This window comes from Herbidospora sp. RD11066 (assembly GCF_054661255.1).
Map to the genome: position 1 here is coordinate 789,236 of NZ_BAAGDO010000003.1, position 22,185 is coordinate 811,420.

Annotated in this window: 22 protein-coding genes; 6 read left to right on the plus strand and 16 right to left on the minus strand. The window is 69.4% G+C overall.

Translation table 11 applies throughout. The features are described from left to right. Positions 1 to 8: 8 nt before the first annotated feature. The gene (locus tag ACYQ78_RS15310; protein ID WP_459801478.1) at positions 9 to 491 is read right to left on the minus strand and encodes a winged helix-turn-helix transcriptional regulator; all 483 of its coding nucleotides are present in this window, start codon (positions 489 to 491) and stop codon (positions 9 to 11) included. A gap of 48 nt (positions 492 to 539) precedes the next feature. Between ACYQ78_RS15310 and ACYQ78_RS15315 the strand changes: the two genes are divergently transcribed. Then, complete coding sequence (locus ACYQ78_RS15315; RefSeq protein WP_459801479.1) at positions 540 to 1,037, plus strand: N-acetyltransferase family protein; 498 nt, start codon at positions 540 to 542, stop codon at positions 1,035 to 1,037. Next, entirely contained in the window at positions 1,034 to 1,621 is a 588-nt protein-coding gene (locus tag ACYQ78_RS15320) for a TetR/AcrR family transcriptional regulator (RefSeq protein ID WP_459801480.1), read from the plus strand. Before ACYQ78_RS15315 ends, ACYQ78_RS15320 begins: the two co-directional genes overlap by 4 nt. Here the strand turns inward: ACYQ78_RS15320 and ACYQ78_RS15325 are convergent. After that, positions 1,578 to 1,895 carry a hypothetical protein gene (locus ACYQ78_RS15325; protein ID WP_459801481.1) on the minus strand — a complete coding sequence of 106 codons (318 nt, stop codon included), beginning with the start codon at positions 1,893 to 1,895 and terminating at the stop codon, positions 1,578 to 1,580. The two genes, ACYQ78_RS15320 and ACYQ78_RS15325, sit on opposite strands and share 44 nt — an antisense overlap. 89 nt (positions 1,896 to 1,984) lie before the next feature. Here ACYQ78_RS15325 and ACYQ78_RS15330 point away from each other — a divergent pair, with 89 nt between their 5' ends. Beyond that, on the plus strand, positions 1,985 to 3,424 hold the full coding sequence (locus tag ACYQ78_RS15330) for a DUF7059 domain-containing protein (protein WP_459801482.1): 1,440 nt from the start codon (positions 1,985 to 1,987) through the stop codon (positions 3,422 to 3,424). A 231-nt stretch (positions 3,425 to 3,655) separates the two neighbouring features. Here ACYQ78_RS15330 and ACYQ78_RS15335 read toward each other — a convergent pair whose 3' ends face one another. Further along, positions 3,656 to 6,589: an AfsR/SARP family transcriptional regulator gene (locus ACYQ78_RS15335; RefSeq protein WP_459801483.1), complete on the minus strand. Its 2,934-nt coding sequence runs from the start codon at positions 6,587 to 6,589 to the stop codon at positions 3,656 to 3,658. 170 nt (positions 6,590 to 6,759) lie between these two features. Here ACYQ78_RS15335 and ACYQ78_RS15340 point away from each other — a divergent pair, with 170 nt between their 5' ends. Next, the gene (locus ACYQ78_RS15340) at positions 6,760 to 7,284 is read left to right on the plus strand and encodes a hypothetical protein (RefSeq protein ID WP_459801484.1); all 525 of its coding nucleotides are present in this window, start codon (positions 6,760 to 6,762) and stop codon (positions 7,282 to 7,284) included. Positions 7,285 to 7,473: 189 nt separating this feature from the next. Here ACYQ78_RS15340 and ACYQ78_RS15345 read toward each other — a convergent pair whose 3' ends face one another. Both ACYQ78_RS15345 and ACYQ78_RS15350 read right to left on the minus strand, forming a co-directional pair. Further along, positions 7,474 to 8,121, minus strand: coding sequence for a GNAT family N-acetyltransferase (locus tag ACYQ78_RS15345; protein WP_459801485.1), 648 nt, complete (start codon positions 8,119 to 8,121; stop codon positions 7,474 to 7,476). A gap of 162 nt (positions 8,122 to 8,283) precedes the next feature. After that, positions 8,284 to 9,594 carry a pyridoxal phosphate-dependent aminotransferase gene (locus tag ACYQ78_RS15350; protein ID WP_459801486.1) on the minus strand — a complete coding sequence of 437 codons (1,311 nt, stop codon included), beginning with the start codon at positions 9,592 to 9,594 and terminating at the stop codon, positions 8,284 to 8,286. 97 nt (positions 9,595 to 9,691) lie between these two features. Between ACYQ78_RS15350 and ACYQ78_RS15355 the strand changes: the two genes are divergently transcribed. Together ACYQ78_RS15355 and ACYQ78_RS15360 are read left to right on the plus strand one after the other, a co-directional pair. Next, a complete protein-coding gene (locus tag ACYQ78_RS15355) occupies positions 9,692 to 10,636 on the plus strand; it encodes a LysR family transcriptional regulator (protein WP_459801487.1) in 945 nt (314 codons plus the stop codon). A 9-nt stretch (positions 10,637 to 10,645) separates the two neighbouring features. Next, complete coding sequence (locus ACYQ78_RS15360) at positions 10,646 to 11,314, plus strand: ribonuclease HII (protein WP_459801488.1); 669 nt, start codon at positions 10,646 to 10,648, stop codon at positions 11,312 to 11,314. On the opposite strand, the gene ACYQ78_RS15365 is transcribed toward ACYQ78_RS15360, so the two are convergent. The 11 genes from ACYQ78_RS15365 to ACYQ78_RS15415 all read right to left on the minus strand — a co-directional run bounded on the left by ACYQ78_RS15365 (position 11,298) and on the right by ACYQ78_RS15415 (position 22,020). Continuing rightward, positions 11,298 to 11,939 (minus strand): potassium channel family protein, encoded by a 642-nt coding sequence (locus ACYQ78_RS15365; RefSeq protein WP_459801489.1) that lies wholly within the window; start codon positions 11,937 to 11,939, stop codon positions 11,298 to 11,300. The genes ACYQ78_RS15360 and ACYQ78_RS15365 overlap by 17 nt on opposite strands. A gap of 50 nt (positions 11,940 to 11,989) precedes the next feature. Beyond that, on the minus strand, positions 11,990 to 12,376 hold the full coding sequence (locus tag ACYQ78_RS15370) for an SCO5389 family protein (RefSeq protein WP_066375573.1): 387 nt from the start codon (positions 12,374 to 12,376) through the stop codon (positions 11,990 to 11,992). A 34-nt stretch (positions 12,377 to 12,410) separates the two neighbouring features. Further along, positions 12,411 to 13,337 carry an ATP-binding protein gene (locus ACYQ78_RS15375; protein ID WP_459801490.1) on the minus strand — a complete coding sequence of 309 codons (927 nt, stop codon included), beginning with the start codon at positions 13,335 to 13,337 and terminating at the stop codon, positions 12,411 to 12,413. A gap of 59 nt (positions 13,338 to 13,396) precedes the next feature. Next, complete coding sequence (locus tag ACYQ78_RS15380) at positions 13,397 to 14,917, minus strand: serine/threonine-protein kinase (RefSeq protein ID WP_459801491.1); 1,521 nt, start codon at positions 14,915 to 14,917, stop codon at positions 13,397 to 13,399. A 79-nt stretch (positions 14,918 to 14,996) separates the two neighbouring features. Then, positions 14,997 to 15,389 (minus strand): RrF2 family transcriptional regulator, encoded by a 393-nt coding sequence (locus ACYQ78_RS15385; RefSeq protein ID WP_459801492.1) that lies wholly within the window; start codon positions 15,387 to 15,389, stop codon positions 14,997 to 14,999. A gap of 5 nt (positions 15,390 to 15,394) precedes the next feature. Further along, the gene (locus ACYQ78_RS15390) at positions 15,395 to 16,252 is read right to left on the minus strand and encodes an ABC transporter permease (protein WP_459801493.1); all 858 of its coding nucleotides are present in this window, start codon (positions 16,250 to 16,252) and stop codon (positions 15,395 to 15,397) included. Continuing rightward, positions 16,242 to 17,027: an ABC transporter ATP-binding protein gene (locus ACYQ78_RS15395; protein WP_459801494.1), complete on the minus strand. Its 786-nt coding sequence runs from the start codon at positions 17,025 to 17,027 to the stop codon at positions 16,242 to 16,244. Before ACYQ78_RS15395 ends, ACYQ78_RS15390 begins: the two co-directional genes overlap by 11 nt. Beyond that, complete coding sequence (locus ACYQ78_RS15400) at positions 17,024 to 18,109, minus strand: ABC transporter substrate-binding protein (RefSeq protein ID WP_459801495.1); 1,086 nt, start codon at positions 18,107 to 18,109, stop codon at positions 17,024 to 17,026. Before ACYQ78_RS15400 ends, ACYQ78_RS15395 begins: the two co-directional genes overlap by 4 nt. A 111-nt stretch (positions 18,110 to 18,220) precedes the next feature. After that, entirely contained in the window at positions 18,221 to 19,456 is a 1,236-nt protein-coding gene (locus ACYQ78_RS15405) for an LCP family protein (protein ID WP_459801496.1), read from the minus strand. Positions 19,457 to 19,522: 66 nt separating this feature from the next. Next, positions 19,523 to 20,929, minus strand: a complete 1,407-nt coding sequence (locus tag ACYQ78_RS15410) for an LCP family protein (protein ID WP_459801497.1) — start codon at positions 20,927 to 20,929, stop codon at positions 19,523 to 19,525. A 71-nt stretch (positions 20,930 to 21,000) separates the two neighbouring features. Continuing rightward, positions 21,001 to 22,020: a LacI family DNA-binding transcriptional regulator gene (locus ACYQ78_RS15415; protein ID WP_459801498.1), complete on the minus strand. Its 1,020-nt coding sequence runs from the start codon at positions 22,018 to 22,020 to the stop codon at positions 21,001 to 21,003. Positions 22,021 to 22,185: the final 165 nt, after the last annotated feature.

The window sequence follows — 22,185 nt, forward strand, 5'->3', positions numbered from 1 at the left end:
TAGGGACCTCAGCCGGTGGCCTTGTAATGGGCACCCGGTCCGGGCAGCACCGTGATCTGGCGGGGGCCCGGCACGTCGTGGCCCTCGGCGCACCGCAGCTCCAGGTGGACGGGGGCGCCGCAGTCGCGGTGGGTGACCAGCAGAGACGGGCCCTCGGGGTCGGCCTCGTAGCGGTCGCCCCAGTGCATCAGGGCGATCAGTATCGGGTAGAGGTCGCGGCCCTTGTCGGTGAGGCGGTATTCGTCGCGCTGGCGTTGGCCGGGCTCCTGGTAGGGGACCTTGCGCAGCATGCCCTCGTCGACGAGACGGCTGAGCCGGGCGCTCAGGACCTGGCGGGGCGCGCCGGTGCCCTCCTGGAGGTCGGCGAAGCGGCGGATGCCGTTGAAGACCTCTCGCAGCACCAGGAAGGTCCACTTCTCGCCGACGACGGAGAGGGTGCGTTCGATCGAGCAGTTGTCGAGGTAGAACGCGCTTCGCGGCAGGACGTCCATGACATGAGTCTACTTGACAGACTCAGCTGGGCAATAAAGGCTGAGTTCATGCAGAGAACTCAGGTGGAGATCCGTCCGACGGGGCCGGATGACGCGGACGGGGTGCGGAAGTTCCTCCTCGACCTCTCGCTGCACACGCAGACCCAGCGCTTCTTCGCCGGGATCCCCCGGCCGAACAACGCCCTGCTCCGGTCGATGCTGGCCAGAGACGGCCGCCGCGACGCCCTCATCGCCCACTTAGACGACAGGGTCATCGGCCACGCCATGGCCTTCAGGAGGGACGACGAGGCCGAGATCGCCGTCGTGGTCGCCGACGAGTGGCAGAACCAGGGCATCGGCTCACGGCTGATCAGGGAACTCATCGGGCGTTCGGCCGGCACGCGCTGGCTGACCATGGACGTCATGGGCGAGAACAGGCGGGTGCTCGCCATGATCAACAAAGCGTGGCCGGATGCCGTCATGGCCGTCGAACACGGGTCGGTTCAGGTCAGAACGGGCCTCGCATTTGCAGAACAAAGCTCTGTTAGGCCACCATTGGGGGTGTGAAGAGCGCGAAGATCGGTCGAGACGGGCGAACCCGGATCATGGACGGCGCCCTGCGCCGCTTCAGCCAGGACGGCGTCTCCGCCACCACGCTGGCCAGCCTCCGCGAGGAAAGCGGCGTCAGCGTAGGTAGTTTCTATCACCATTTCGCCAGCAAAGAGCACGTATTCGGGGTGCTCTACGCCGAAATCCTGGCGATGTACCAGGAAGCGTTCATCACCCGACTTCTCTCCCACGAAGACGCCCGCGGGGGCATCGAGGCCGTCGTCGCCTTCCACATGGAGTGGTGCGGCGAACACCCCGAGCGGGCCCGGCTGCTGATCAGCGAGCGGCCGCCCCGGCGTGAAGAGCCGGGTGGCGCCGAGGTCGCCGAGTCGCGGCGGACCTTCTTCCGTCAGGTCGCCGACTGGTGGAAGCCTCACATGAAGGCCGGGCTGCTCCAGCCCGTCCAGTCGACGATGTGTTACGTGCTGTGGCTCGGCCCGGCCCAGGAGATGTGCCGCCTGTGGTTCGCCGGGGCCCACCAGCCGACCGACGAGGAGATCAGGGCGCTGGCCGAGGCGGCGTGGGCGAGCCTGCGCGGCTGACCAGCCAGGTCCGCTGGTTGAGGGAGATCTCCAGCCGCAGGTCGTGGCGCTGGCGCCGCATGCCGGGCACCGCGATCGTCCGGTTCACGGCGTAGCGCCCCCGGGCCGGGTAGCCGAAGCCCAGTTCGCCCGGCAGCACCCGCAGGTCGTCGCGGTTGCCGCAGGCCGGGCAGGTCCACGAGACCAGGTCACGGCCCCGGTTGTAGTCGTGGCACGCCCGGAAGTAGTCGTCGGGCCGGAACCGCGAGCCGCAGGCCAGGCAAGGTATGAGCATGGCAAACTCCCCGATGAAGGTTGTCCGGGTCATACGCCCGGCTGCTTGACCGCCACTTGCAAAGCGCTTACGGCGCTAGATTGCTCTGTGTGGACGCACCATCTGACCTGCTGATACGGCTACGCGACCGGTTCCTGGAAGCCGGCTACACGATCGACGGCGTACGCGAGAGGCTCGGCGACACCGCCGCCTCGGCGCTGGCCCGCGAGGAGCTCGTCCCGGCGCTGCGCGCCACTCGTGACGGCGACACGCTCGGAACCCTGATCCGGCTGTGGTGGCTCGGCGTGCCGGTCAGCACGGCGGCGGCCGACCTGCCGTTGCAGGAGCTGCTGCGCAGCGGGTTGCTGATCAAGGTGGGGGACACCGTCCAGGCCAACGTGCACATCCAGCCGTGGGAGACCGGCGGCTATGTGGTGTCCGACCGGAAGGTCCGGCCCGGTGATCCGGCGCTGCGGCGTGATCACGTGGTCGGGGCGGGCGGGGCGTCGGCGAACCTCGCGCAACTTGTTTCACGTGAATCCGTCGAGCGGGCGCTCGACCTCGGCACCGGGTGCGGGGTGCAGGTGCTCCACTTGGCCGACCGGGCGAGCGAGATCACCGCGACCGACGTCAACGCGCGGGCGCTGCACCTGGCCCGGCTGAGCTGGGGGCTGTCGGGGGTCTCCGGCGTCGAGACGCGCAAGGGGTCGCTGTTCGACCCGGTCGGTGGCGAGCGCTACGACCTGATCGTGTCGAACCCGCCGTTCGTCATCTCGCCGGCCGGGCGGCTGACCTATCGTGAGACCGGCTATCGGGGCGACGAGTTCTGCCGCGATCTCGTCCAGAACGTGCCCGCCCATCTGTCGGCCGGGGGCACCTGCCACCTGCTGGCCAACTGGCTGCACGTGCGCGGGGAAGACTGGCGTGACCGCGTCGGCGGCTGGCTGTCGGGCACCGGCTGTGACGGCTGGGTGGTGCAGAGAGACGTCCAGGACCCTGCCGAATATGTGGAGCTGTGGCTGCGCGACGCCGCCGAGCAGGGCACCCCGGCCTACCGCGACCGCTACGACGAATGGTTGGAGTGGTTCGAGGAACAGCGGGTGGAGGGCGTCGGCTTCGGCTGGATCACCCTCAACGACTCGGGTTCCCTCGATCCGGTCGTACGCATCGAGCAGCTCACCCACCAGGTCGAGCTCCCCGTGGGGACCTACGTCGACCGGGTGCTGGAGGCGATCACCACCGCCCACCGGCTGAGCGACGACGACCTCCTCCAGGCCGCGCTGACCCTGGCCGACGGTGTGCTCGAAGAGCGGGTGGGCCCGCCCGGCGCCGACGACCCGTCGGTGATCCGGCTGCGGCAGACCCGGGGGCTGAGGAGGACCGCCGAGGTCGGCACCGTCGAGGCGGCGCTGGCCGGGGTCGTCGACGGCGGGCTCGCCACCGGGCCGCTGCTCGGCGCGATCGGCGAGCTCATCGGGAGGCCGGGCCTGGCCGACACCGAGAGCGTGCGGCGGCTGATCGCCGAGGGGTTCTTCGCAATCGGGCGTTGATCGATCGGCAAGCGCCGCGGGAGACAGTGATGTCGGGCGGAGAACCCGGGGGTAGGGACTCCGCCCAGCCCGGCCGATCGTTTTCAGAGAGGCGGCTGGCAACCACCAAGGTGCACCGGGTCTCCTCGAGTGCCGGGTGGGAGCGGCGATCGGCCGGGCCATCCACGTTCCATCCCGAAAGGACTCCCCCAAGTGATCAACCACGTGCGGATGACCAGGCTCGACGACGACCTAGGTCTCGACGCGATCGCTGAGCAGCTTTCTTACGTCATCCGCTTCAGCGGACCCGAGACGGATGAAAAGGTCGAGGGCCTTCTCTAGCGCGTCCCGGCTGCGGGTGCGGCTGCCCGACCCGCGCAGCGCCTTGCCGAGAGCGGTGAGCGACTGCGCCTCGCCGTAGGGGTGGGTGATCTCCCGGCTGACCAGGAGGGCCTGCTCGGCGTGCCGGGCGGCCTCCTGGAAACGTTCGGCCGAGATCAGGGTGTTGGCCAGGCGGTTGCAGACCCGCTGCTCCCAGACCTTCTGGTTGCTGGCGCGGAAGAAGTCGAGGCATTCGGCGTGGTGCACGACGGCCTCGTTCAGGCGGCCGACGTACGACAGCACGACGCCCAGGTGGTAGCGGGCCCTGGCCACACCGGGGCCGCTGCCGATCTCACCGAAGATCTGCAGCCCCTGCTCCGAGACGGAGACCGCGTCGGCGGCCCGGCCGAGCAGCAGCAGGTCGCGGGCCGAGTAGCTGAGCACCAGCGCCTCCCCCGCCAGGTTGCCCGACGCGCGGTAGACCTTGGTGGCCCGGCCGAACCAGTCGAGCGCCTCCGGGTGTCTTCCGAGCCGTCCCGTCACCACGCCGAGCGCGTTGTAGATCTCGCCGAGCACGACGTGGTCGCCGGTGCGCTCGGCGATCTCCAGCGCCGACCGGAACTCCTGGTCGGCCTCGGCCAGCCGGTTCACCCCGAACAGCATCCGCCCCCGCACGTAGTGGGCGCGCAGTCTCGTCGGGTCGCCACCGGCCTCGATCAGGGCGCGGGTGCGCAGCTCGAACTCGCGGGCGAACGCGCCCGCCTCCAGCAGGGGCTCCATCGCGACCAACAGGTCGCCGGCTGCGGCCAGGTCGCCACCTTCCTCGGCGACCTGGCCCAGCAGGGCGAACAGGTCGTCGGCCTCGGCGGCCAGCCAGGCGACCGACTCGTCGGCAGAGGCGAACGTGTGGCCCCGGGTGCCGACGACGGTCAGGTTGTCGGCGACCTTGCTGCCCTCGTACGCGAGGCGGTGCGCGGCCCGCGCGGAGCCGAGGTAGAAGCCGAGCAGGCGTCGCAGCGCCTGGTGCCGGGCCTCCGGGGTGTCGGTGTCCTCGGCCTGGCGGCGGGCGAACAGCCGCAGCAGGTCGTGGAAGCGGTAGCGGCCCGGTGCGGGCGCCTCCAGCAGGCTGACGTCGACCATCGACTCGAGCAGGTCCTCGGTCTCGACCAGGCTCAGGTTCAGCACGGCGGCCCCGGCCGGGGTCGAGATGTCGGTGCCGTTGGGCAGCGACAGCAGCCGGAACGCGCGGGCCTGGCGGGGGTCGAGCTGGCCGTATCCGAGGGCGAAGGTGGCCGAGACGGCCAGGTTGCCGATCTTCATCTCGTCGAGGCGGCGGCGCTCGTCGGCGAGGCGGGGGACCAGCGAGGCGACCGTCCACGACGGGCGGGAGGCCAGCCGGGCGGCCACGATCCGGACCGCCAGCGGCAGGAACCCGCAGGCGGCGACCACGTCCATGGCGGCGGCGCGTTCGGCGGCGACGCGTTCGGGACCGGCGACGGCCGAGAACAGTTCGAGGGCCTCGTCGGGTTCCATGACGTCGAGGTCGATCAGGCGGGCGGCCGGGAGGTCGGCGAGCTTGCCCCGGCTGGTGATGAGCGCGGCGCAGCCCGGGGCGCCCGGCAGCAGGTGTTCGACCTGGTCGGCGTCGCGGGCGTTGTCGAGCAGCACCAGCATGCGCCGGTCGCCGAGCAGTGAGCGGAACAGCGCGGCCCGGTCGGCCAGGCCGTCGGGGATGACGTCGACGGGGATGCCGAGCGCGCGCAGGAACGCGGCCAGCGCGGTCTCCGGCGGGGTGGGCTCGCGGCCGTAGCCGCGCAGGTCGGCGTAGAGCTGGCCGTCGGGGAAGGTGTCGTGCAGCAGGTGGGCGACGTGAACGGCGAGGGTGGTCTTGCCGACGCCGCCGATGCCGCAGATCGCCGCTATCGGCACGCCGTCGATGGAGGCGGAGAGCTGGTTGCGCAGCCGGTTCACCAGGGCCTTGCGGCCGGTGAAGTCGGTCACGGCGGCCGGGAGCTGCGCGGGTTTGGGCATCTCGACGACCGGTTGGGGCTCGGTGGGTTCGTCCAGGACCGGTTTTCTGGGCTTGGCGGCGAAGGCCAGCGTCGGGTCGGCGGCGAGGATGCGGCGGTGCAGTTCGGTGAGTTCGGCGCCCGGGTCGATGCCGAGCTCCTCGACGAGGGCGTTGCGGGTGTCGGTGAAGACGTTGAGCGCCTCGGCCTGCCGGCCGCAGCGGAAGTAGGCCAGCATGAGCTGGGCGCGCAGCCGTTCGCGCAGCGGGTGGTCGTCGGTCAGCACCATCAGCTCGGAGATGACCTCGGCGTGCCGGCCGAGCTCCAGGTCGAGGTCCATCAGCGTCTCGACGGCCGCGATGCGACGTTCCATCAACCGCTCGCGCTGCGAGTCGGCGTAGGGGCCGACGGCTCCGGCCAGCGGCTCGCCGCTCCACAGGGCCAGCCCTTCGCGCAGTGTCGCGGCGGCGCGGTCGATCTCCCCCGCCTTGCGGGCCGACTCGCAGGCGTGCGCCGCCTTCTCGAACCGGGCCAGGTCGAAGGCGTCGTCGGGCAGCCGGAGCGCGTAGCCCTTGCCGACCGAGGTGAGTAACTGCGGTGGTGTACGAGGAGAGCGGTCGGGCTCCAGCGCCGTGCGCAACCGGGAGACGTAGGTGCGCAGCGCGCCCAGCGCCCGGGGCGGCGCCTCCTCACCCCAGACGGCGTCGATGAGCTCGGTCGGGGTGACCGCACGCCCCTCGCGGAGCAGCAGCATGGCCAGGATCGACCGCTGAAGGGGTGTGCCGAGGTCGAGTTCGGCATCGTCACGCCAGGCTCTGACGGGTCCAAGTACCGCGAAGCGCAGTTGACCAGCCATGAGAAGCCCTCTTTGTGCCGATCGGAAACTTTTTCGATCGAAATGATACGGCGTCAGGTCGCTCGCAATGAGGTCTCAAGGACGGTGAAAGTCCGGTGCAGGGAGGCAGACCTATCAATGAGGCGTACCCGGAAACGGGATCGTCCTCAGAACTACCCCTGGAGTTTTCCATGCGTATCCGCACTGTTCTCGGCGCCGTCACCACCGCCACCGCTCTGACCCTCGGTATGGGCGCCCTGCTCGCCACCGCCGCGCAGGCCGCTCCCCTGTCGGCCAACGACTGGGACTACGACGACGACTGGGGCTACTACTACAGCAGCAACGGCAAGGCCAAGGCCAAGGGCTCGATCGACGTCTCCTACGACGACGAGGAGTCGAACAGCGTCCACATCAGCGGCAAGCTCTACGACCGCGACTACCGGACCGAGCACCAGGGCGGCAAGTGCGGCTACGTCGCCTTCCGCTACACCTCGTGGGACGACCACGAGGACGACTGGTCGTCCAGCTACAAGACGTACAAGAAGTGCGGCACCGACGGCTACAAGAAGATCGACTTCTGGCGCTCCGACGTCGCCCAGGTCGAGGTCAAGGTCTGCCAGATCGGCCTCTACAGCAGCTACCCGACCAAGTGCGGCTCCTGGCACGAGATCTACAACGCGTGGGACGACGAGTTCGGCTACACCGCCGAAGTCTGAGTTCCCACGCTCCACATAGATAGGGGACAATCGTTCCAAAGCGAATGGTGACACGCCACCGACAGCACTTCCGCGGCAGTGAGCAGGAAACGCGGCCGGTGCGGGCGATGGTCACCGGACACGCAGCGGCCCGCCCTCCGGCATGGGGGCGGGCCGCTCGTTCCGTTTTCGGCTCGAAGGAATGGCTGATCAGGCGGCTGCGTGCGCGTAACCCATACGCGCGAGGATCTGTTCTCGTACCGCCGGCCATTCAGAGCGCAGGATCGAGTAATACGCCGTATCTCGGACCGTGTTGTCGGCGCCTCGGCTGTCCGCTCGCCGCACACCGTCGAGGTGTGCGCCGAGGGCCTCGATGGCGGCCCGGGATCGGTGGTTGCGTACGTCTGCCTTGAGGGTTATCCGGTGGACCTGCCAGGTCTCGAACGCGAGGGAGAGCAGAAGATACTTCGCCTCCCGGTTGACACCCGTGCCCTGGGCGGAGGCGCCCAGCCAGGTGTAACCGATGTCCGCGACTGACGGGACCTCGCCCACCACGCCCTTGGTACCCGGCGGCCAGGGCATGGGACCCTGCCAGTACTCCAGGTGCATCAGACGGGTGGCACCGACCACGCGGTCGGTGTGCAGCCACCGGATGGCGAAGGGCATCGTGCGGCCCTCCGCCTGCTCAGCCAGAGCGGCCTCCACATAGGAGGTCATCTCTTCCCGGCCTGCGGGAACGCGAGTAAACGAGTACGTCGCGCGGTCCTCCGCCGCCGCGTCGACGAGGTCGTCGACCGCCGCGAGGGTGAGCGGTTCCAGGCGCACGAGGCGCCCGGACAGGGTGACAAAAGCGGGCATGAGCACATGATGGGGTCTGGACGACACCTCTGGTGCCAAATGACACACGACAACTTGTGGAACCCCAGGTAGAGCGCCCACCCTAGCCATAAAACCGCAGGTCAGAGCCCTTTCTGTAAGGCTTCGGCACGGTCGCTGAGGGTAAAGATTCGACAAAGATCGTTAACGGGCCGGAGCGGGCGCCAGGAACATCCCCCTTCGTGCCCTCGACGGCTCCTTCGCGGTCAGTCCGCGGAGGGCTTCCTCCAGGTAGTCGAGCGATTCGGCCACCCACGGGAGCGCCAGCGGATCGGAGCCGTGCAGCGCCGCGAGACGCTGTTCGGCGGTCTCGCCGTACAGCAGCGAGGTGGCCACCCTGACCCGGGCCGAACGGGGCTCGTCACCGAACGCGGTGCCCGGCAGGACGCCGACGCCGTGGCGGTCGAGCAGGGTCCGGGCCAGCTCGTCGGAGCTGTCGAAACCGGGGATCTGCGGATAGAGGTAGAAGCCGCCCTGCGGCACGTCGACCTTCGCGCCCGCGCGGGCGAACCGGTCGGCGACCGCGCGGGCCACCGTGGCGTGCAGCCGCCGGGAGTCGTCGATACGTTCCACGATCTCCTCGGGCTCGTCGAACGCGTAGGCCGCCGCGTGCTGCACCGGCGCGGCCGGGGCCGACCAGATCTCACTGGCCACCGCGAGCAGCCGCTGGCGCAGCGCCCACCCGTCGGGGGTGTGCGGCAGCCGGGCCACGCCGATCCGCCAGCCGCCCAGCGCCAGCGACTTGCTCAGGCCGCTGGTGATGACGGTACGTTCCGGGGCCACGTCGGCCGGGCTGAGAAAAGGGGTGGCCTGCGGGTCGTGGACGAGATCGCGGTAGATCTCGTCGGAGATGATCACCAGGTCGAGCTCACGGGCGACTTCGGCCAGTCTCCTGACCGTTTCCGGCCGGGCCAGGCGGCCGGTCGGGTTGTCCGGGAGCGTGACGAGCACCGAGCGGACCGTCCTGCCCTGCGAGCGGGCGTGCAGCACCGCCGACCTGACCTGGTCGGGGTCGGGCACCCCGCCCTCTCCGGGCGCGGTCGGCACCAGGATCGGGCGCACTCCGACGATCTCCGCCTGGGCCGCGTAGCTGACCCAGCTCGGCATCGGCAGCACCATGTCCCCGGGAGACCTCCACTCGCCCGGATCGGCGCCGATCGCCACCAGCAGGCCGAACAGCAGCGACTTGCTGCCCGGACCGCAGACCACCAGGTCGGGATCGGTCGGCAGCTCGCGCCGCGACCAGTACCCGGCCGCCGCCGCACGCAGCGCGGCCAGCCCCGCGACCTCGCCGTAGCCGTTGCTGACACCCGCGTCGGCGAGACGGGCCAGCAACACGGGGTGAACGGGTAGTCCGGCTTCGCCGAATGCGAGGTGAAGGACCCGTTGCCCCGACCTCCGTCTTCGGGCGATGTCCTCGTTTGCGGCCAGAGTTGCCGAAAGTGTGACGTGCATACTGATTCCTCCTGAATGCTGTGGAACGTACCCACCTTGTGTGGGTACGGGCATCAGGACAAGCGAGGCTTTTCGGTGCCGGGCATAAGGAGATCCGATGCTGGATCTGCGACGTTTGACGTTGTTCTGCGAGTTCGCCCGGAGGGGCAGCATCGCCGCCACGGCAGCGTCCCTCGGCTACAGCGCGTCGGCGGTATCGCAGCAGCTCGCGGCGTTGGAACGGGAGGCAGGGGCGGCCCTCATCGACCGGACGAGCCACTCCGCCGAACTCACCGACGCCGGGCGGCGCCTGGTCGTCCACGCGGAACGGATCCTGGCCATGGTCGAGACGGCGGAATCCGACCTGTCCGCACATGCGGGGACTCCAACCGGGCGGGTCGTCATCACCGCCTTCCCCACCGCCGCCGTCGCCTTCGCGCCCGCGCTCGCCCAGTCGCTCCGGCGGCACAAGCAGCTGGCGTTCCGGCTGTCGCAGAGCCGGTCGGGGCGCGGCATGCGGGAGGTCGAGTCGGGCGAGGCCGACATCGCCCTCGTCGACGACTGGTGGGGGCGGGTGCGGCGGCGCGAGACGCTCACCGTCTTTCCGCTGCTGCGCGATCCGCTGGTGCTCGTGGTGCCGCGTCGGCACCGGCTCGCGAACCTCGACGAGCCGGTCGACCCCGCCGACCTGCGCGACGAGGCGTGGATGGCGACCCCGGAGGGCGAGCCGTCCCGCACCGCCGTCGACCGGCTGCTCACCGACGTCGGCGGGGCGCCACCGGTGGCCTGGGAGTTCGAAGGTCTCGGTACGATCCTGAGCCTGGTCGCCAAGGGGATCGGGATCGCCGCGGTACCCGCGTTGTCGTTGGCGGCCGGGGTGCGGGGGGTCGTGGTGCGGGAGTTCCCGGGGGAGCCGGTCGAGCGGGTCATCACCGCAGTGGCCCGGGAGTCGTCGGTGCACCGCGCCTCGGTCGCGGCCTCGCTCCGGGCGCTACACGTCGCGGCGCGGTATCTGGCCAACGATCTCGGCTATCTGTCCACGACCAATGGGTTCGCCGACTAGTTTTGGCCGGTGCCGTCGTACACGATCGAACGCCTGCTCACCAAGGGGAACAACAAGGTCGTCGCCGGGGTCGACGAGGTCGGCCGGGGCGCCTGGGCCGGTCCGGTCTCGGTCTGCGCCGTGGTGACCGACTTCAGCGAACCCCCCGAGGGGCTGACCGACTCCAAGATGCTCGCACCGGGTCGCCGCGAGGCGATGGTCTCGCTGCTCGAAGAGTGGGTCGTCGGCTACGGCCACGGCGAGGCATCGGTCGAGGAGATCGACACCCTGGGGATGACCGAGGCGCTGCGGCGCGCGGCCCGGCGGGCGCTGGAGGCGCTGCCGGTCAAGCCCGACGTCGTGATCCTGGACGGCAAGCACGACTACCTCGGTGCGCCCTGGCCGGTCCGGTGCGAGATCAAGGGCGACCTCAACTGCGTGTCGGTCGCGGCGGCCTCGGTCCTGGCCAAAGTGCGGCGCGACCTGTTCATGGCCACCCTCTCGGGTGCCGACATCTACGGCTTCGCGGAGAACGCGGGCTACCCGGCCCCCACCCACCAGGCCGCGCTCGCCGAGCACGGGCCGGGCGAACACCACCGGCTCTCCTGGTCCTACATGGACGACCTGCCGAAGTGGCGCCACCTGAAGCGCCACCGCGACCCTTCGGCGGGGGAGGGCCAGCTCAGCCTCTGGACCTGAGCATTTCCTTCAGTTCGCCGATTTCCTTGAGCGCTTCTCGGAGCAGGGCCTCGGTGTCGTCGCCGGTGTCGAACCTGCGGCCGAACCACGAGGCCAGGGTCGCCGTCACGACGCCCAGCAGGGCGACGCCGCCCAGCATCAGGGCCGAGCCGATGAGGCGGCCGTCGGGGGTGACCGGGTAGGTGTCGCCGTAGCCGGTGGTCGTCATCGTCGTGACGGCCCACCAGGTGGCGTCGCCGAAGGTCAGGATGTTGGCGCCGGGGGCGTAGCGCTCGACGCGCAGGATCGCCAGGCTGGCCGACAGCCCCAAGACCAGCGTCGTCGTCGCGGTGAAGGTCAGCACCCTGCGCTGGAAGCCGAGCCGCCGTTGCAGCATCCGCAGCGGCATCATCAACGGCAGCAGGATGACCAGCAGGTCGAGGGCGTTGGCCTTGACGAACGCCTTCTTGTTCGCGGCCTGGACGAACCGGACCACGTATTCGCCCAGGAACAGCAGCCAGCAGCCGATCTGGGCGAGCCAGCAGGCCAGTTTCGCGTCACGCGGGATGTCGGGGAAGAGGATCGGGGTCGCGTACGCGACCAGGAAGACGCCCGCGAAGACGAGCAATCGCCACTCGGCCCTCATGACGATCAAGTCTAGGCGGGCGCCTTCGGTTTGCCCTGGTCAACGCGCTGCTAGCAGTCGACGAGCTCCGGCTGCTGGTTGAGGATCTGGGCGCGCGCGGTGGTGAAGTCGGCCAGTTCCGCGGTGGCCGACGGGTCGAACACGGCCACTCGGTGGCAGTTCTGGAATGCCAGCTTCACGTCGAAGTGGCGTTCCAGCGCGCCCCGCATGGCGTCACTGGCGAGGCAGCGCAGCAACTGCCCCCGGGCCGCCTCGTCCGGCGGCGGGACCATGTTGTCGGCGAAACTCGCGCCCGACTCGGTCCTGGTTCTGACCAGCTCACTGATCAGCTCCCACGCGTACGGCAACGAGTCGCGGACGCACGCCACGAAGGCGGCATCGTCCACGTCACCGGCCCTGGCCTGGTCGAGCAGATCGTTCGGAACGGTCAGCGACATGAGGCTTTCTCCTCTCGGTTGGGGCTCTTTGACGTTATGCCAAGGCGACGTTCCCGAAAATGAAGTCGGGGTCGATTTGTCCGGCCAGGTCCTGGCCGGTCGCCTTGTTCGCCCAGGCGTGCGCGTTCCGCAGGTGGAACTCGTGCGCCTGGCGGCCGAACTTCGCCCAGTCCTTCTCGGCCGCGTCGACTCGGTCGAGCAGGATCCGGAGACCGGCGAGGTTGCCGGGTTCCAGGTCGTCGAGGGTGAAGGAGCGGCCCTGTTCCATGGCCCGCACGGCGGGGCTGTGGTCGAGGCAGGTGAGCAGGTCGGGGCCCACCTGGTCGCGCAGGAACTCCCGGTCGCCGGGAGTCTGGATCTTGTTGCCGACGACCGCGATCGCGACGTCGAACTCGGCGGCGTACTCCTTGTACTGGTGGTAGACGCTCACGCCCTGGCGGGTGGGCTCGACCACGAGAAAGGTGACGTCGAACTTGGTGAACATGCCGCTGGCGAACGAGTCGGCCCCGGCGGTCATGTCGACCACGGCGTACTCACCCGGGCCGTCGACCAGGTGGTTGAGGTAGAGCTCGACCGCGCCGACCTTCGAGTGGTAGCAGGCCACCCCGAGGTCGCTCTCGCCGAACGGGCCTGTCACCATCAGCCGCAGGCCCTCGGTCTCGGCCGAGGGGAAGAACGGGTCGTCGAGGGTGACGAGCCGGGAGCCCCGGCCGGGCGGGGTCGTCTTGACCATGGCCGCGGCCGACGCGATGCGCGGGTTGGCGCCGCGCAGGTGGTCTTTGATCTCGGTCAGCATGCCGCCGAGCGGGCGGGGCGGCTCGGCGCCGAGGACGAGCGCCAGGTGCTGGTTGATGTCGGCGTCGATCGCCACGACCCGGGCGCGGGTGGCCGCATAGCGGGCGAAGAGCGAGGAAAGGGTGGTCTTGCCGCTACCGCCCTTGCCGACGAAGGCAACACGCACGGGTGGTCTCCCTGATCACGACAGTGAAAATGATTGTCGTAATCAGTTTGCCACGAGTCTCAGGTCTGCGTGGGCGAGTAGGCCCGGAAGACCCTCAGCAGAGTGGGGCGCATGCGCTCCCATTCGGCGGCGGTGGTCGTCCACGTGAGAACCGTTGTCGTGGTTTCGGTGGAGATGACGCGCCGATATTGGTGATAGGTCTCGCCCTTCACCAGGTGTGTTTCTTTGGCGTTACGGACCTGGCGCCAGGTGAACTCCCAATCGGCGGCCGACCCCAGTTTCGACCCGACGGTCTTCAGGCGCAGTTTCGTGTACGCCTCCACATTCGGATAGAGGAACGCCTCGGCCTCGTGGAGGGCGGCGAGGGGATCGGTGCCGACCTGGTTCGTCATCTCTATCGACAGATGGCCCCGGTTCCTCGGGTCGACCCACCAGACGGAGTATTCGCCGACCGAGCGCTTCCACGCCCGGGGTGCCATCGTGTGCCAGCCCGCCGGGGAGTCGTACCGCTCCAGCTTGAACCTGAGTGCGGCGATCGGCGAGGGCGACGGCGAGGGGAACACGACGGGCGCGGTGGTCGGGTCGGCCGCGGCGGTGCGGGTGGTGACGACCGTCGTGTCGGGACGTAACAGGGCCCAGCCGCTGATCGCGCCCGCGACCACGACGACGGCCGCGCCGACCGCGATGAACTTCACGCGCATGCCGCCGCGCGCCGGCTTCGGCTCGGGTGGGGGCGGTGGCGGCTCGAACGCTTCCAGCGCCCGGTCGGCCGCCTCGTGGGAGGGCCGCCGCTTCGGGTCGCGGGCCAGCAGCGCCGCGAGCACCGGACGCAGCTCCTCGGGCGCGGCCGACACGTCGGCGTCGCGAGGCCCGCGGGCGGTCTTGTCGGTCGGCAGCGCCGGAGGCTTCCCGGTGACCGCGAAGTAGAGCGAGGCGCCCAGCGACCACAGGTCGGCGGCCTCTCTGACGGGCGCCTCCGGATCGGTCCGCTCGGGCGCCCGGTAGGCCGACGACGACCGCGCCGAACTCCACGACTCCCCGTGGGCGGGTGAGCGCTCGCCGACCTTCTTGGCGAACACCGGGTCGGCCGCCACGGTGCCGACCCCGAAGTCGGCCAGCACGACCCGGCCGTCGTGCCCGACCAGGATGTTGGCCGGCCGCACGTCGCCGTGCCGCACCCCGGCCGCGTGGGCGACCGTGAGGGCCGAGAGCGCGGCCCTGATCACGTGGGCGGCCTTCGGGACGTCGAGCGGCCCGTCGCTCGCCACGATCCCGTCGAGCGACCGGGACCGCGCCAGTTCCATGACGATCCACAGTGTGTCGTCTTCTTCGGCCACGTCGAAGACCGCGGCGATGCCGGGGTGCCGCAGCCGTTCGGCCTGGCGGGACTCCCTGGCGATGCGCTGGCGTAACGCGGTCTGCCTGGTCTCGCGCAGTCCGGCGGGGAGCAGCACCTCGCGGACCGCGACCGGGCGGTCGAGCAGGTCGTCGTGGCCTTCCCAGACGACGCCGGTGTTGCCCTGGCCGAGCGCCCGCACGAGCCGGTATCGCTTGACGACGAGCTGTCCCGGACTTCCCATCACGCCGCCTCTGCACCCAGGCCGGACACTACTGGACTGGGAGTCTTCCATAACTAATGGGGCAGAGGTGAGATAAGCGTCACAGGGTTGGTAGCGAGCCGCCCGCGAGGTGGGCGAGGGTGACGCCGGTGAGGACGCGGGTCTCGTTGTCGCGCAGCGCCGACCAGACCTTCTCCAGGGGTTCGGAGGCGCCGAAGAACGCCTCGTTGTCCTGGGGCACCCCTTCGATCACGACGATCACCTCGGCGAGCGTGATCTGGTCGGCGGGCCTGGCCAGCCAGTAGCCGCCGTCGGGGCCGCGCTGACTGTGGATCAGCCCGGCCCGCCTGAGCTGCAGCAGGATGTTGTCGAGGAACCTACGGGGGATGCGCTGGGCGGTCGAGATCCGCTCAGCGGGGACGGGCCCCGGAGGGGCGGCCGCGAGTTCGGCCGCCGCCCGGAGCGCGTAATGGGTGCGTGCCGACAGGCGCATGCCTGTCAGCCGATCCGCTGGTCCAGACCCCACCGCCGGCGCAGCGCGTTGTCCGCTGCGCCGAAGAGCACGTCGACCACGATGCCGATGAGCAGAATGACGATCATCGTGGCCAGGAGGCGGGCCGAGTCGGCCAGCTCACGGGCGAAGTGGAGCTGCTCGCCGAGTGACGGCTGGTTGGCGATGATCACGAGGATCTCACCGGCCATCAGCGACCGCCACGCGAACGCCCAGCCCTGCTTGAGGCCCGCCAGGAACGACGGCAGCGAGGCGGGCAGGATCAGGTGGCGGTAGAGCGAGAGCCTCCGCAGGCCCAGGACGTGTCCTGCTCTGAGCAGGATCGGTGGGGTGTAGTCGACGCCGGTGATGAGGCCGTTGGCGATCGAGGGGGCCGCGCCGAGCACGACCACGAAGGTGATCGCGTTCTCGGTGAGGCCGAAGAGCAGGATCGCGAGCGGGAACCAGGCGATCGACGGCATCGTCTGGAGACCGGTGATCAGCGACCCGAACGCGGCCCGGAGCAGCTTGACCCGGGAGACCGCCGCGCCGATGGCGACGCCGACCAGGATGGCGAGCAGGAAGCCCGAGATGGCCCGGCGCATCGTGGTCGCGATGGCGTGCCAGAACTCGGCCTCGCCCAGGCGGGTCCCGAGCTCGCCGAGCGCGGTGACCGGCCCGGCGAAGACGTATTCGGGCCAGAACTCGGCCAGGACGACCGCTTCCCAGATGACCAGGACGATCGAGATGGCCAGCAGCATGGGCCACACGCGGCCCCAGACCGCGGCGGGGATGTTGCGCTTCGCCTTGACCTGGATTTCGAGCGCGTCCAGGCCGGCGATCTGGTCGCGTGTCTCAACGGCCATGCCTGCTGACCTCCTCTTTGAGGCGGACCGTGATCTCTCCGGCGAGCTTGGCGACCTCGGGCGACTCCGTGCGGCGCGGGCGTTCGAGGTCCACCGCGTAGTCCTCGATGACCTTGCCCGGGCGGCTGGACAGGAGAACCACCCGGTCGCCGAGGCGGACCGCCTCGCGGACGTTGTGCGTGACGAACAGGATCGCCAGGTTGCGCTCGCGCCAGATGCGCTCGAGTTCGTCGTGGAGCAGGTCGCGGGTCATCGCGTCGAGGGCGCCGAAGGGTTCGTCCATCAGGAGGATGTCGGCCTCCTGGGCGAGCGCGCGGGCGAGGGAGACGCGCTGGCGCATGCCGCCGGACAGTTCGTGGGGGCGCTTCTTGGCGAACCCGCCGAGGTGGACGACGTCGAGGAGCTCGGCCGCCCGTTCCCTGCGCTTCTTGCGGTCGAGCTTGCGCAGGGCCAGTTCGATGTTGCCCGTGACGGTCAGCCAGGGGAACAGGGCCGGTTCCTGGAACATCATGGCGATCTGCTTGCCGCCGGTCTCGATGGTCCCGGTGGTCGGGCGGTCGAGGCCCGCGACCAGGTTCAGCATGGTGCTCTTGCCACAGCCGGAGGCGCCGAGCAGACAGACGAACTCGCCCTGGGCCGCGTTCAGGGAGACCTGGTCGAGGGCGAGGAGGCTGGTGGCGCCCCGGCCGTACACCTTGGAGACGGCGTCCAGCCGGACGGCGGGCGCGGTGCCCTCCGTCCGGCCGGAACCGAGCTCCTGAGTAGGAGCCGTCACTTGTCGCTCACCGCCGTCTCGCCCTTCGCGGACAGGATCCCGTTGAGCGTGGTGAGGTCGTAGATGCCGTTCAGGTCGACCGGTTCGAGCAGGCCCACCTTGATGGCGTGGTCGGCGCTGCCGACCAGCGACGAGGCGATCGGGTCGTTGGTGAACGTGATGTTCTTGAGCGCGGTGTCGAGCACCTCGGGCTTGAGGGGCTTGCCGGTCAGCTTCTCGAGCTGCGCGTTGACCGCGGTGGCCGCGCCGGCCGGGTCGGAGTTGATGAAGGCGGTCGACTCGACGTGGCCCTCGATCAGCTTCTTGACCAGGTCGGGGTGCTCCTTGGCCCATTCCTGCCGGACGATCAGGTGCGTGATCACGAACTGCTTGTTCGGCCACAGGTCGCGCTCGTCGATCAGGATCTTGCCGCCGCTCTCCTGGATCAGGCGGCTGGCGAAGGGCTCGGGCACCCACGCGGCGTCGATGTCGCCGGTGGCGAAGGTCTGCAGGGTCAGCGAGTTCTCCTGCGGCACGATCGACACCTCACCGCCACCCTTGGTGTCGGTCTTGATGCCCTTCTCGGTCAGGAGGTAGCGCAGGGCGACGTCCTGGGTGTTGCCGAGCTGCGGCGTGGCGACCTTCTTGCCCTTGAGGTCCTCGATGGAGTTGATCTCGGGCTTCACGACCAGGTAGACGCCCCCCGACGCCGCCCCCGCCACGATCTTGATCGCGGCGCCCTTCGACTTCGCCCACGCGTTGATCGCGGGGTTCGGGCCGATGTACGTCGCGTCGATGGCCCCGGAGAAGACCGCCTCGATGGCGGCGGGACCCGCGTTGAAGGTGCTCGTCTTCAGGGTGACGTTGTCGCCCAGCGCCTTGGTGAAGTAGCCCTTCTCGACGCCGACGAGGGCGGTCGAGTGGGTGATGTTCGGGAAGAAGCCGAGCCGCAGCTCGCTCTTCTCCGCGGCAGCGGTGCCACCGGCGGGAGCCGAGGCGCCTCCGTCAGCGGTGGTTCCACCCCCGCCGCAGGCGGCCGCGAGCGAGGTCACGACCACCGCGGCCAGCGCGGCGACTACCCCGCGAACCCTGCGAGCCTTCATACGCTTCTCCCTGATTCCTACTAAATAAGTCGGGTTAGGGAGTATTAAAGAGCGATCCAAGATTCCCGTCAAGCCCGGTAGGTTTTTGGACTTGGATGGGCCGGACCGAATTCAGGCGCAGGACGCGTCGAGGTCGATCGCCTTGTCGGCGGACTTCTTCGGCTTGGCGGTCGCGGCGACCGGGCGCGGGTTCAGCTCGTCGCGGACCTTCGAGCGGATCAGGTCCCAGTCGGGGTTGCCCGTCCTGATCAGCGGGGGCACGAACTGGAGGCTGGTGATGTCGGCGGCCTTCACCTTCGGGGCCAGGTCGATCAGGTCGGGCAGCAGGCTGCGCGGGATGTCGGTCGACACGAACCGCTTGGTCACGTCGGCGATGCGCTCGAAGCCGCTCAGCACCTTCAGCGGGTCGGCCTGGTCGGCCAGCGCGTTCAGCAGGCACTTCTGGCGGCCCATGCGCTGGTAGTCGTCGCTGTCGGTGCGGGAGCGGCCGAACCACAGCGCCTGGGTGCCGTTCATGTGCTGGGTGCCGGCCTTGATGAGGCCCTCGCGGTAGGCGCCGAACACGATGTCGTTCTTCACCGTGATGGTGACCCCGCCCATCGCGTTGACGATCTGGGCGAAGCCCCTCATGTCGACCATCGCGTAGTAGTCGACGTCGAGGCCGAGGATGCCGCCGACGGTCTCCTTCAGCAGGTCGGTGCCGGAGCCGCCGTGGTCCTCACCCCACTGGAAGACCTCGTTGAGCAGCGCGGACGACGGGAAGTCGGGCACCGGGACGTTCTGCAGGTTCCTCGGCAGGGAGAACAGGATCGCGTCGCCCGTACGGGTGTCGACCGAGGCCACCGTCATGCTGTCGGTCCGGGCGCCGGGGCGGTCGGGGGCGGCGTCGGCGCCGATGAGCAGGATGTTCAGGCGCGGCCTGCCCGCCCACGGGTCGGCCACCGGCGTGACGACGTGGGGTGCTTCCGGTTCGTCGGCCACGAAGACCGTGCTGACGACCTCGTTCGACACGTACGCCACCCGCGACGCGTAGCCCAGCGGCGCCGCGACCAGCGTGCACAGCCCGGCCACGGCGACCAGCGGGAGGCCCAGCCGCACCCGCCGGGGCGCGACGACCAGCCACGACCACACGATGACCCCGGCCCACGCGACGGCCAGCGAGACCGCCGCGACGACGCCCACGTCGAGCCATGGGAGAAAGCGGGACGCCGGTACGTTGCCGGCGACCACGGCCGCGGTCGAGATCAGTGCCAGATAGAGCCCCGCGAGGGTCAGGCCCGTCTTCGTGCGGCCCGTCCAGATGTGCGCGACACCCCACAGGAAAGCTGAAGCGAGCGTCAGGGCCAAGGCCCGACGAAGGCTCCGGTTTTCGCGCATGACGCCCCATATGCCCGGTTCAATACGGACTTAACGCTACTGCGTCGTGCAGGTGTCGTGTGTCGCGTCGAAGCCCTCGACGTCCTCGATCGTCGTCTTCGGTTCCTTGAGGCCCTGGTAGTCGGCTCCCAGTACCAGGACGACATGCTGCGTTGTTCCAGATTTCACGTTGAATGTCGTGGATTTTTGCAGTTCGCGGAACACCCGCACCGCGCGCGTCTGGCCGCTCGGGGTGTACTTCACGAACGTCTTCGCGTAGGGCTTGGGCGCGTCTTCGACCTTGAGGATGTGGTAGCCCCGCTGTTCGAGGATGGCCGCCACGTTGGTGGCCAGACCGGAGCGGCCCGAGCCGTTCTGCACGACGACGTGGATCTGGCTCTTGGGGATCCGCTGCTCGCCCGATTCGAGCTTCGAGGTGAGCTGGTCTTTGGCCGCCATCGTGAACAGCGTCTTGGCCTGCGGCTGCGTCCACTCGACGCGGCCGGGGCTGGTCAGCGAGTAGTGCCACGGGGTGGTGATGAAGCGGATCGCCCCGGCCTTCAGACCCTCGGCGCTCAGCGCCAGGTCCTTCAGGACCGACGGGGTCAGCTCGGGGTCGGTGGTGATCGACTTGGTCACGGCGTCGAGCAGGTTGAGCAGGGCGCCGGGGTTGGTGAGCGTCTCGCCGCTCATCGCCTTCTTGGACATCGAGGCCAGGAACATCTGCTGGCGCTGGATGCGGCCGATGTCGGAACCGTCGCCGAGGCTGTAGCGGGCGCGTACATAACCCAGGGACTGTTCGCCGTTGAGGAGCTGCTTGCCGGGCGCGAGCGTCAGCAGGGCCTTCTTGTCGTTGATGCCGGGCTCGGGTACGCAGACCGGCACGCCCCCGATCGCGTCGACCATGCCCTTGAAGCCGGTGAAGTCGACCTTCACGTAGTGGTCGATGTGGATGCCGGTGAGGCCCTCGATGGTCTTCCAGGTGCAGGCGATGCCGCCCGAGTTGAACGACTCGTTGATCATGCCCACGTGGGCGCTCTGCCCGGGGAAGCCCCTGCGGGCCCGGCACTCGGGTAACTCGACCAGCGAGTCGCGGGGGAAGCTGATCAGGGTGGCGCCGTCCCGCTTGGGGGAGATGTGGGCCAGGATGATCGTGTCGGTGCGCTCGCCGGCGAACTGGCCGTATTTGGCGTTGGCGCCCTTGCGTACGTCGGAGCCGACGATCAGCACGTTCATCGCCGGGCTGACCTTCACGGGCCGTGGGCCCAGGTCGGTCGTGGCCACCGCCTCGTGCTTCACGTTCGTGGCGACCTTCAGATAGCCCGAGACCAGGAAGCTCACCGCGCCGACCACGACCCCGAGCACGGCCGCGATCAGGACCTGCACCCACGCCACCCACAGGCGGCGGGGCCGTTCTTGGAGCGGTGTCAGCACCGGCTCCGGACGCACGTCGACCTGACTCAACGCCCAACCCCCGGGGGAAAACGGCCCGGGGCCACCCCCCGGTCACCGCTGCAAAGTGTAACGACGAATCCCTAATGCCCGGCCGAAACCGGCGGTCCGGTGCTTCCGCGAGGGTTCAGACTCGCCGCCCTATCCTCGAACGAACCGGCAGAAGAGCCGTCGATGAGACCCAGGAGCAGACGCGCCGCCTGCGCCCCGTAGGCCGGGATATCCCTGGTCAGGGCGGTCAGCGGGGGACGTACGACCTGAGAGAGGGGCGAGTCGTCCCAGGCCACGATCGACAGGTCGGCCGGGACGGTCAGACCCATCTCCTGGGCGACCGAAAGTCCGGCGACGGCCATGATGTCGTTGTCGTAGACGATCGCGGTCGGTCTGACACGCGATGACAACAGGCGGCGCGTGGCGCGGGCACCCTCCTCGCCGGTGTAGTCGGTGTGCACCACCGGGCAGTCGTCGAGGCCCGCGCAGGCGGTGGCGAACTCCCGGTCGCGCAGTGTGGTGTGGACGAGTTTCGGCAGCCCCGCGATCCGGGCGATCCGCCGGTGACCCAGCGCCACCAGATAGTCGACGGTCTCCCGCACCGGTGCCCCTTCGTCGGACCAGACCGGCACCAGCGACCCCGCCCCCGAGGGGTCGCCGATGACCACGACCGGCATGCCGAGGTCCTCCATCACGGGCACGCGCGGGTCGTCGACGTGCAGGTCGACCAGGAACGCGCCGTCGATGCGGCCCTCGCCCCACCAGCGCTGGTGCACCGCGATCTCCCCGGCGTGGTCGCCGACGACCTGGAGCATGAGCGCGAAGTCGCGCGCCGACAGCTCGGCCTCCAGGCCGCTGATGAGCTCCATGAAGAACGGTTCCATGCCGAGGATGCGGGCCGGGCGGCACAGCGCGAGGCCGATCGCGTTGGCGCGGGCGCCGTTGAGCGCGCGGGCGGCGCTGTTCGGCCGCCAGCCGATTTCATCCGCTATCGCAAGAATCCGCTGTCTCGTCGATTCGGATACACCGGGCTGACCGTTGAGCGCGTACGACACCGCACCCTTGGAGACCCCCGCCTGACGTGCGATATCAGCGATCGTCGGTCTTTTCACGAGCCCACCCCGTCGCGCAACTTAACTGGTTCAGCCCATATTGAGCTATTGACACTGATGTCATAGGGATTTTACCGTCACGGTACTTATTCGGTTCAGCCATGTATCACACGCCGGAGCGCTTTGGGAGCGCTCCCAATACGTCGGCCGGGGCTCCCACCGGCC

Excerpts from the sequence above, each read along its gene's own strand:
- ACYQ78_RS15385 (WP_459801492.1), bottom strand. The coding sequence starts at position 15,389 with ATGCGCCTGTCGGCACGCACCCATTACGCGCTCCGGGCGGCGGCCGAA.
- ACYQ78_RS15370 (WP_066375573.1), bottom strand. The coding sequence starts at position 12,376 with ATGTCGCTGACCGTTCCGAACGATCTGCTCGACCAGGCCAGGGCCGGT.
- ACYQ78_RS15400 (WP_459801495.1), bottom strand. The coding sequence starts at position 18,109 with ATGAAGGCTCGCAGGGTTCGCGGGGTAGTCGCCGCGCTGGCCGCGGTG.
- ACYQ78_RS15335 (WP_459801483.1), bottom strand. The coding sequence starts at position 6,589 with ATGGCTGGTCAACTGCGCTTCGCGGTACTTGGACCCGTCAGAGCCTGG.
- ACYQ78_RS15345 (WP_459801485.1), bottom strand. The coding sequence starts at position 8,121 with ATGCCCGCTTTTGTCACCCTGTCCGGGCGCCTCGTGCGCCTGGAACCG.
- ACYQ78_RS15310 (WP_459801478.1), bottom strand. The coding sequence starts at position 491 with ATGGACGTCCTGCCGCGAAGCGCGTTCTACCTCGACAACTGCTCGATC.
- ACYQ78_RS15390 (WP_459801493.1), bottom strand. The coding sequence starts at position 16,252 with ATGGCCGTTGAGACACGCGACCAGATCGCCGGCCTGGACGCGCTCGAA.
- ACYQ78_RS15315 (WP_459801479.1), top strand. The coding sequence starts at position 540 with ATGCAGAGAACTCAGGTGGAGATCCGTCCGACGGGGCCGGATGACGCG.
- ACYQ78_RS15365 (WP_459801489.1), bottom strand. The coding sequence starts at position 11,939 with ATGAGGGCCGAGTGGCGATTGCTCGTCTTCGCGGGCGTCTTCCTGGTC.
- ACYQ78_RS15380 (WP_459801491.1), bottom strand. The coding sequence starts at position 14,917 with ATGGGAAGTCCGGGACAGCTCGTCGTCAAGCGATACCGGCTCGTGCGG.
- ACYQ78_RS15325 (WP_459801481.1), bottom strand. The coding sequence starts at position 1,895 with ATGCTCATACCTTGCCTGGCCTGCGGCTCGCGGTTCCGGCCCGACGAC.
- ACYQ78_RS15355 (WP_459801487.1), top strand. The coding sequence starts at position 9,692 with ATGCTGGATCTGCGACGTTTGACGTTGTTCTGCGAGTTCGCCCGGAGG.
- ACYQ78_RS15340 (WP_459801484.1), top strand. The coding sequence starts at position 6,760 with ATGCGTATCCGCACTGTTCTCGGCGCCGTCACCACCGCCACCGCTCTG.
- ACYQ78_RS15350 (WP_459801486.1), bottom strand. The coding sequence starts at position 9,594 with ATGCACGTCACACTTTCGGCAACTCTGGCCGCAAACGAGGACATCGCC.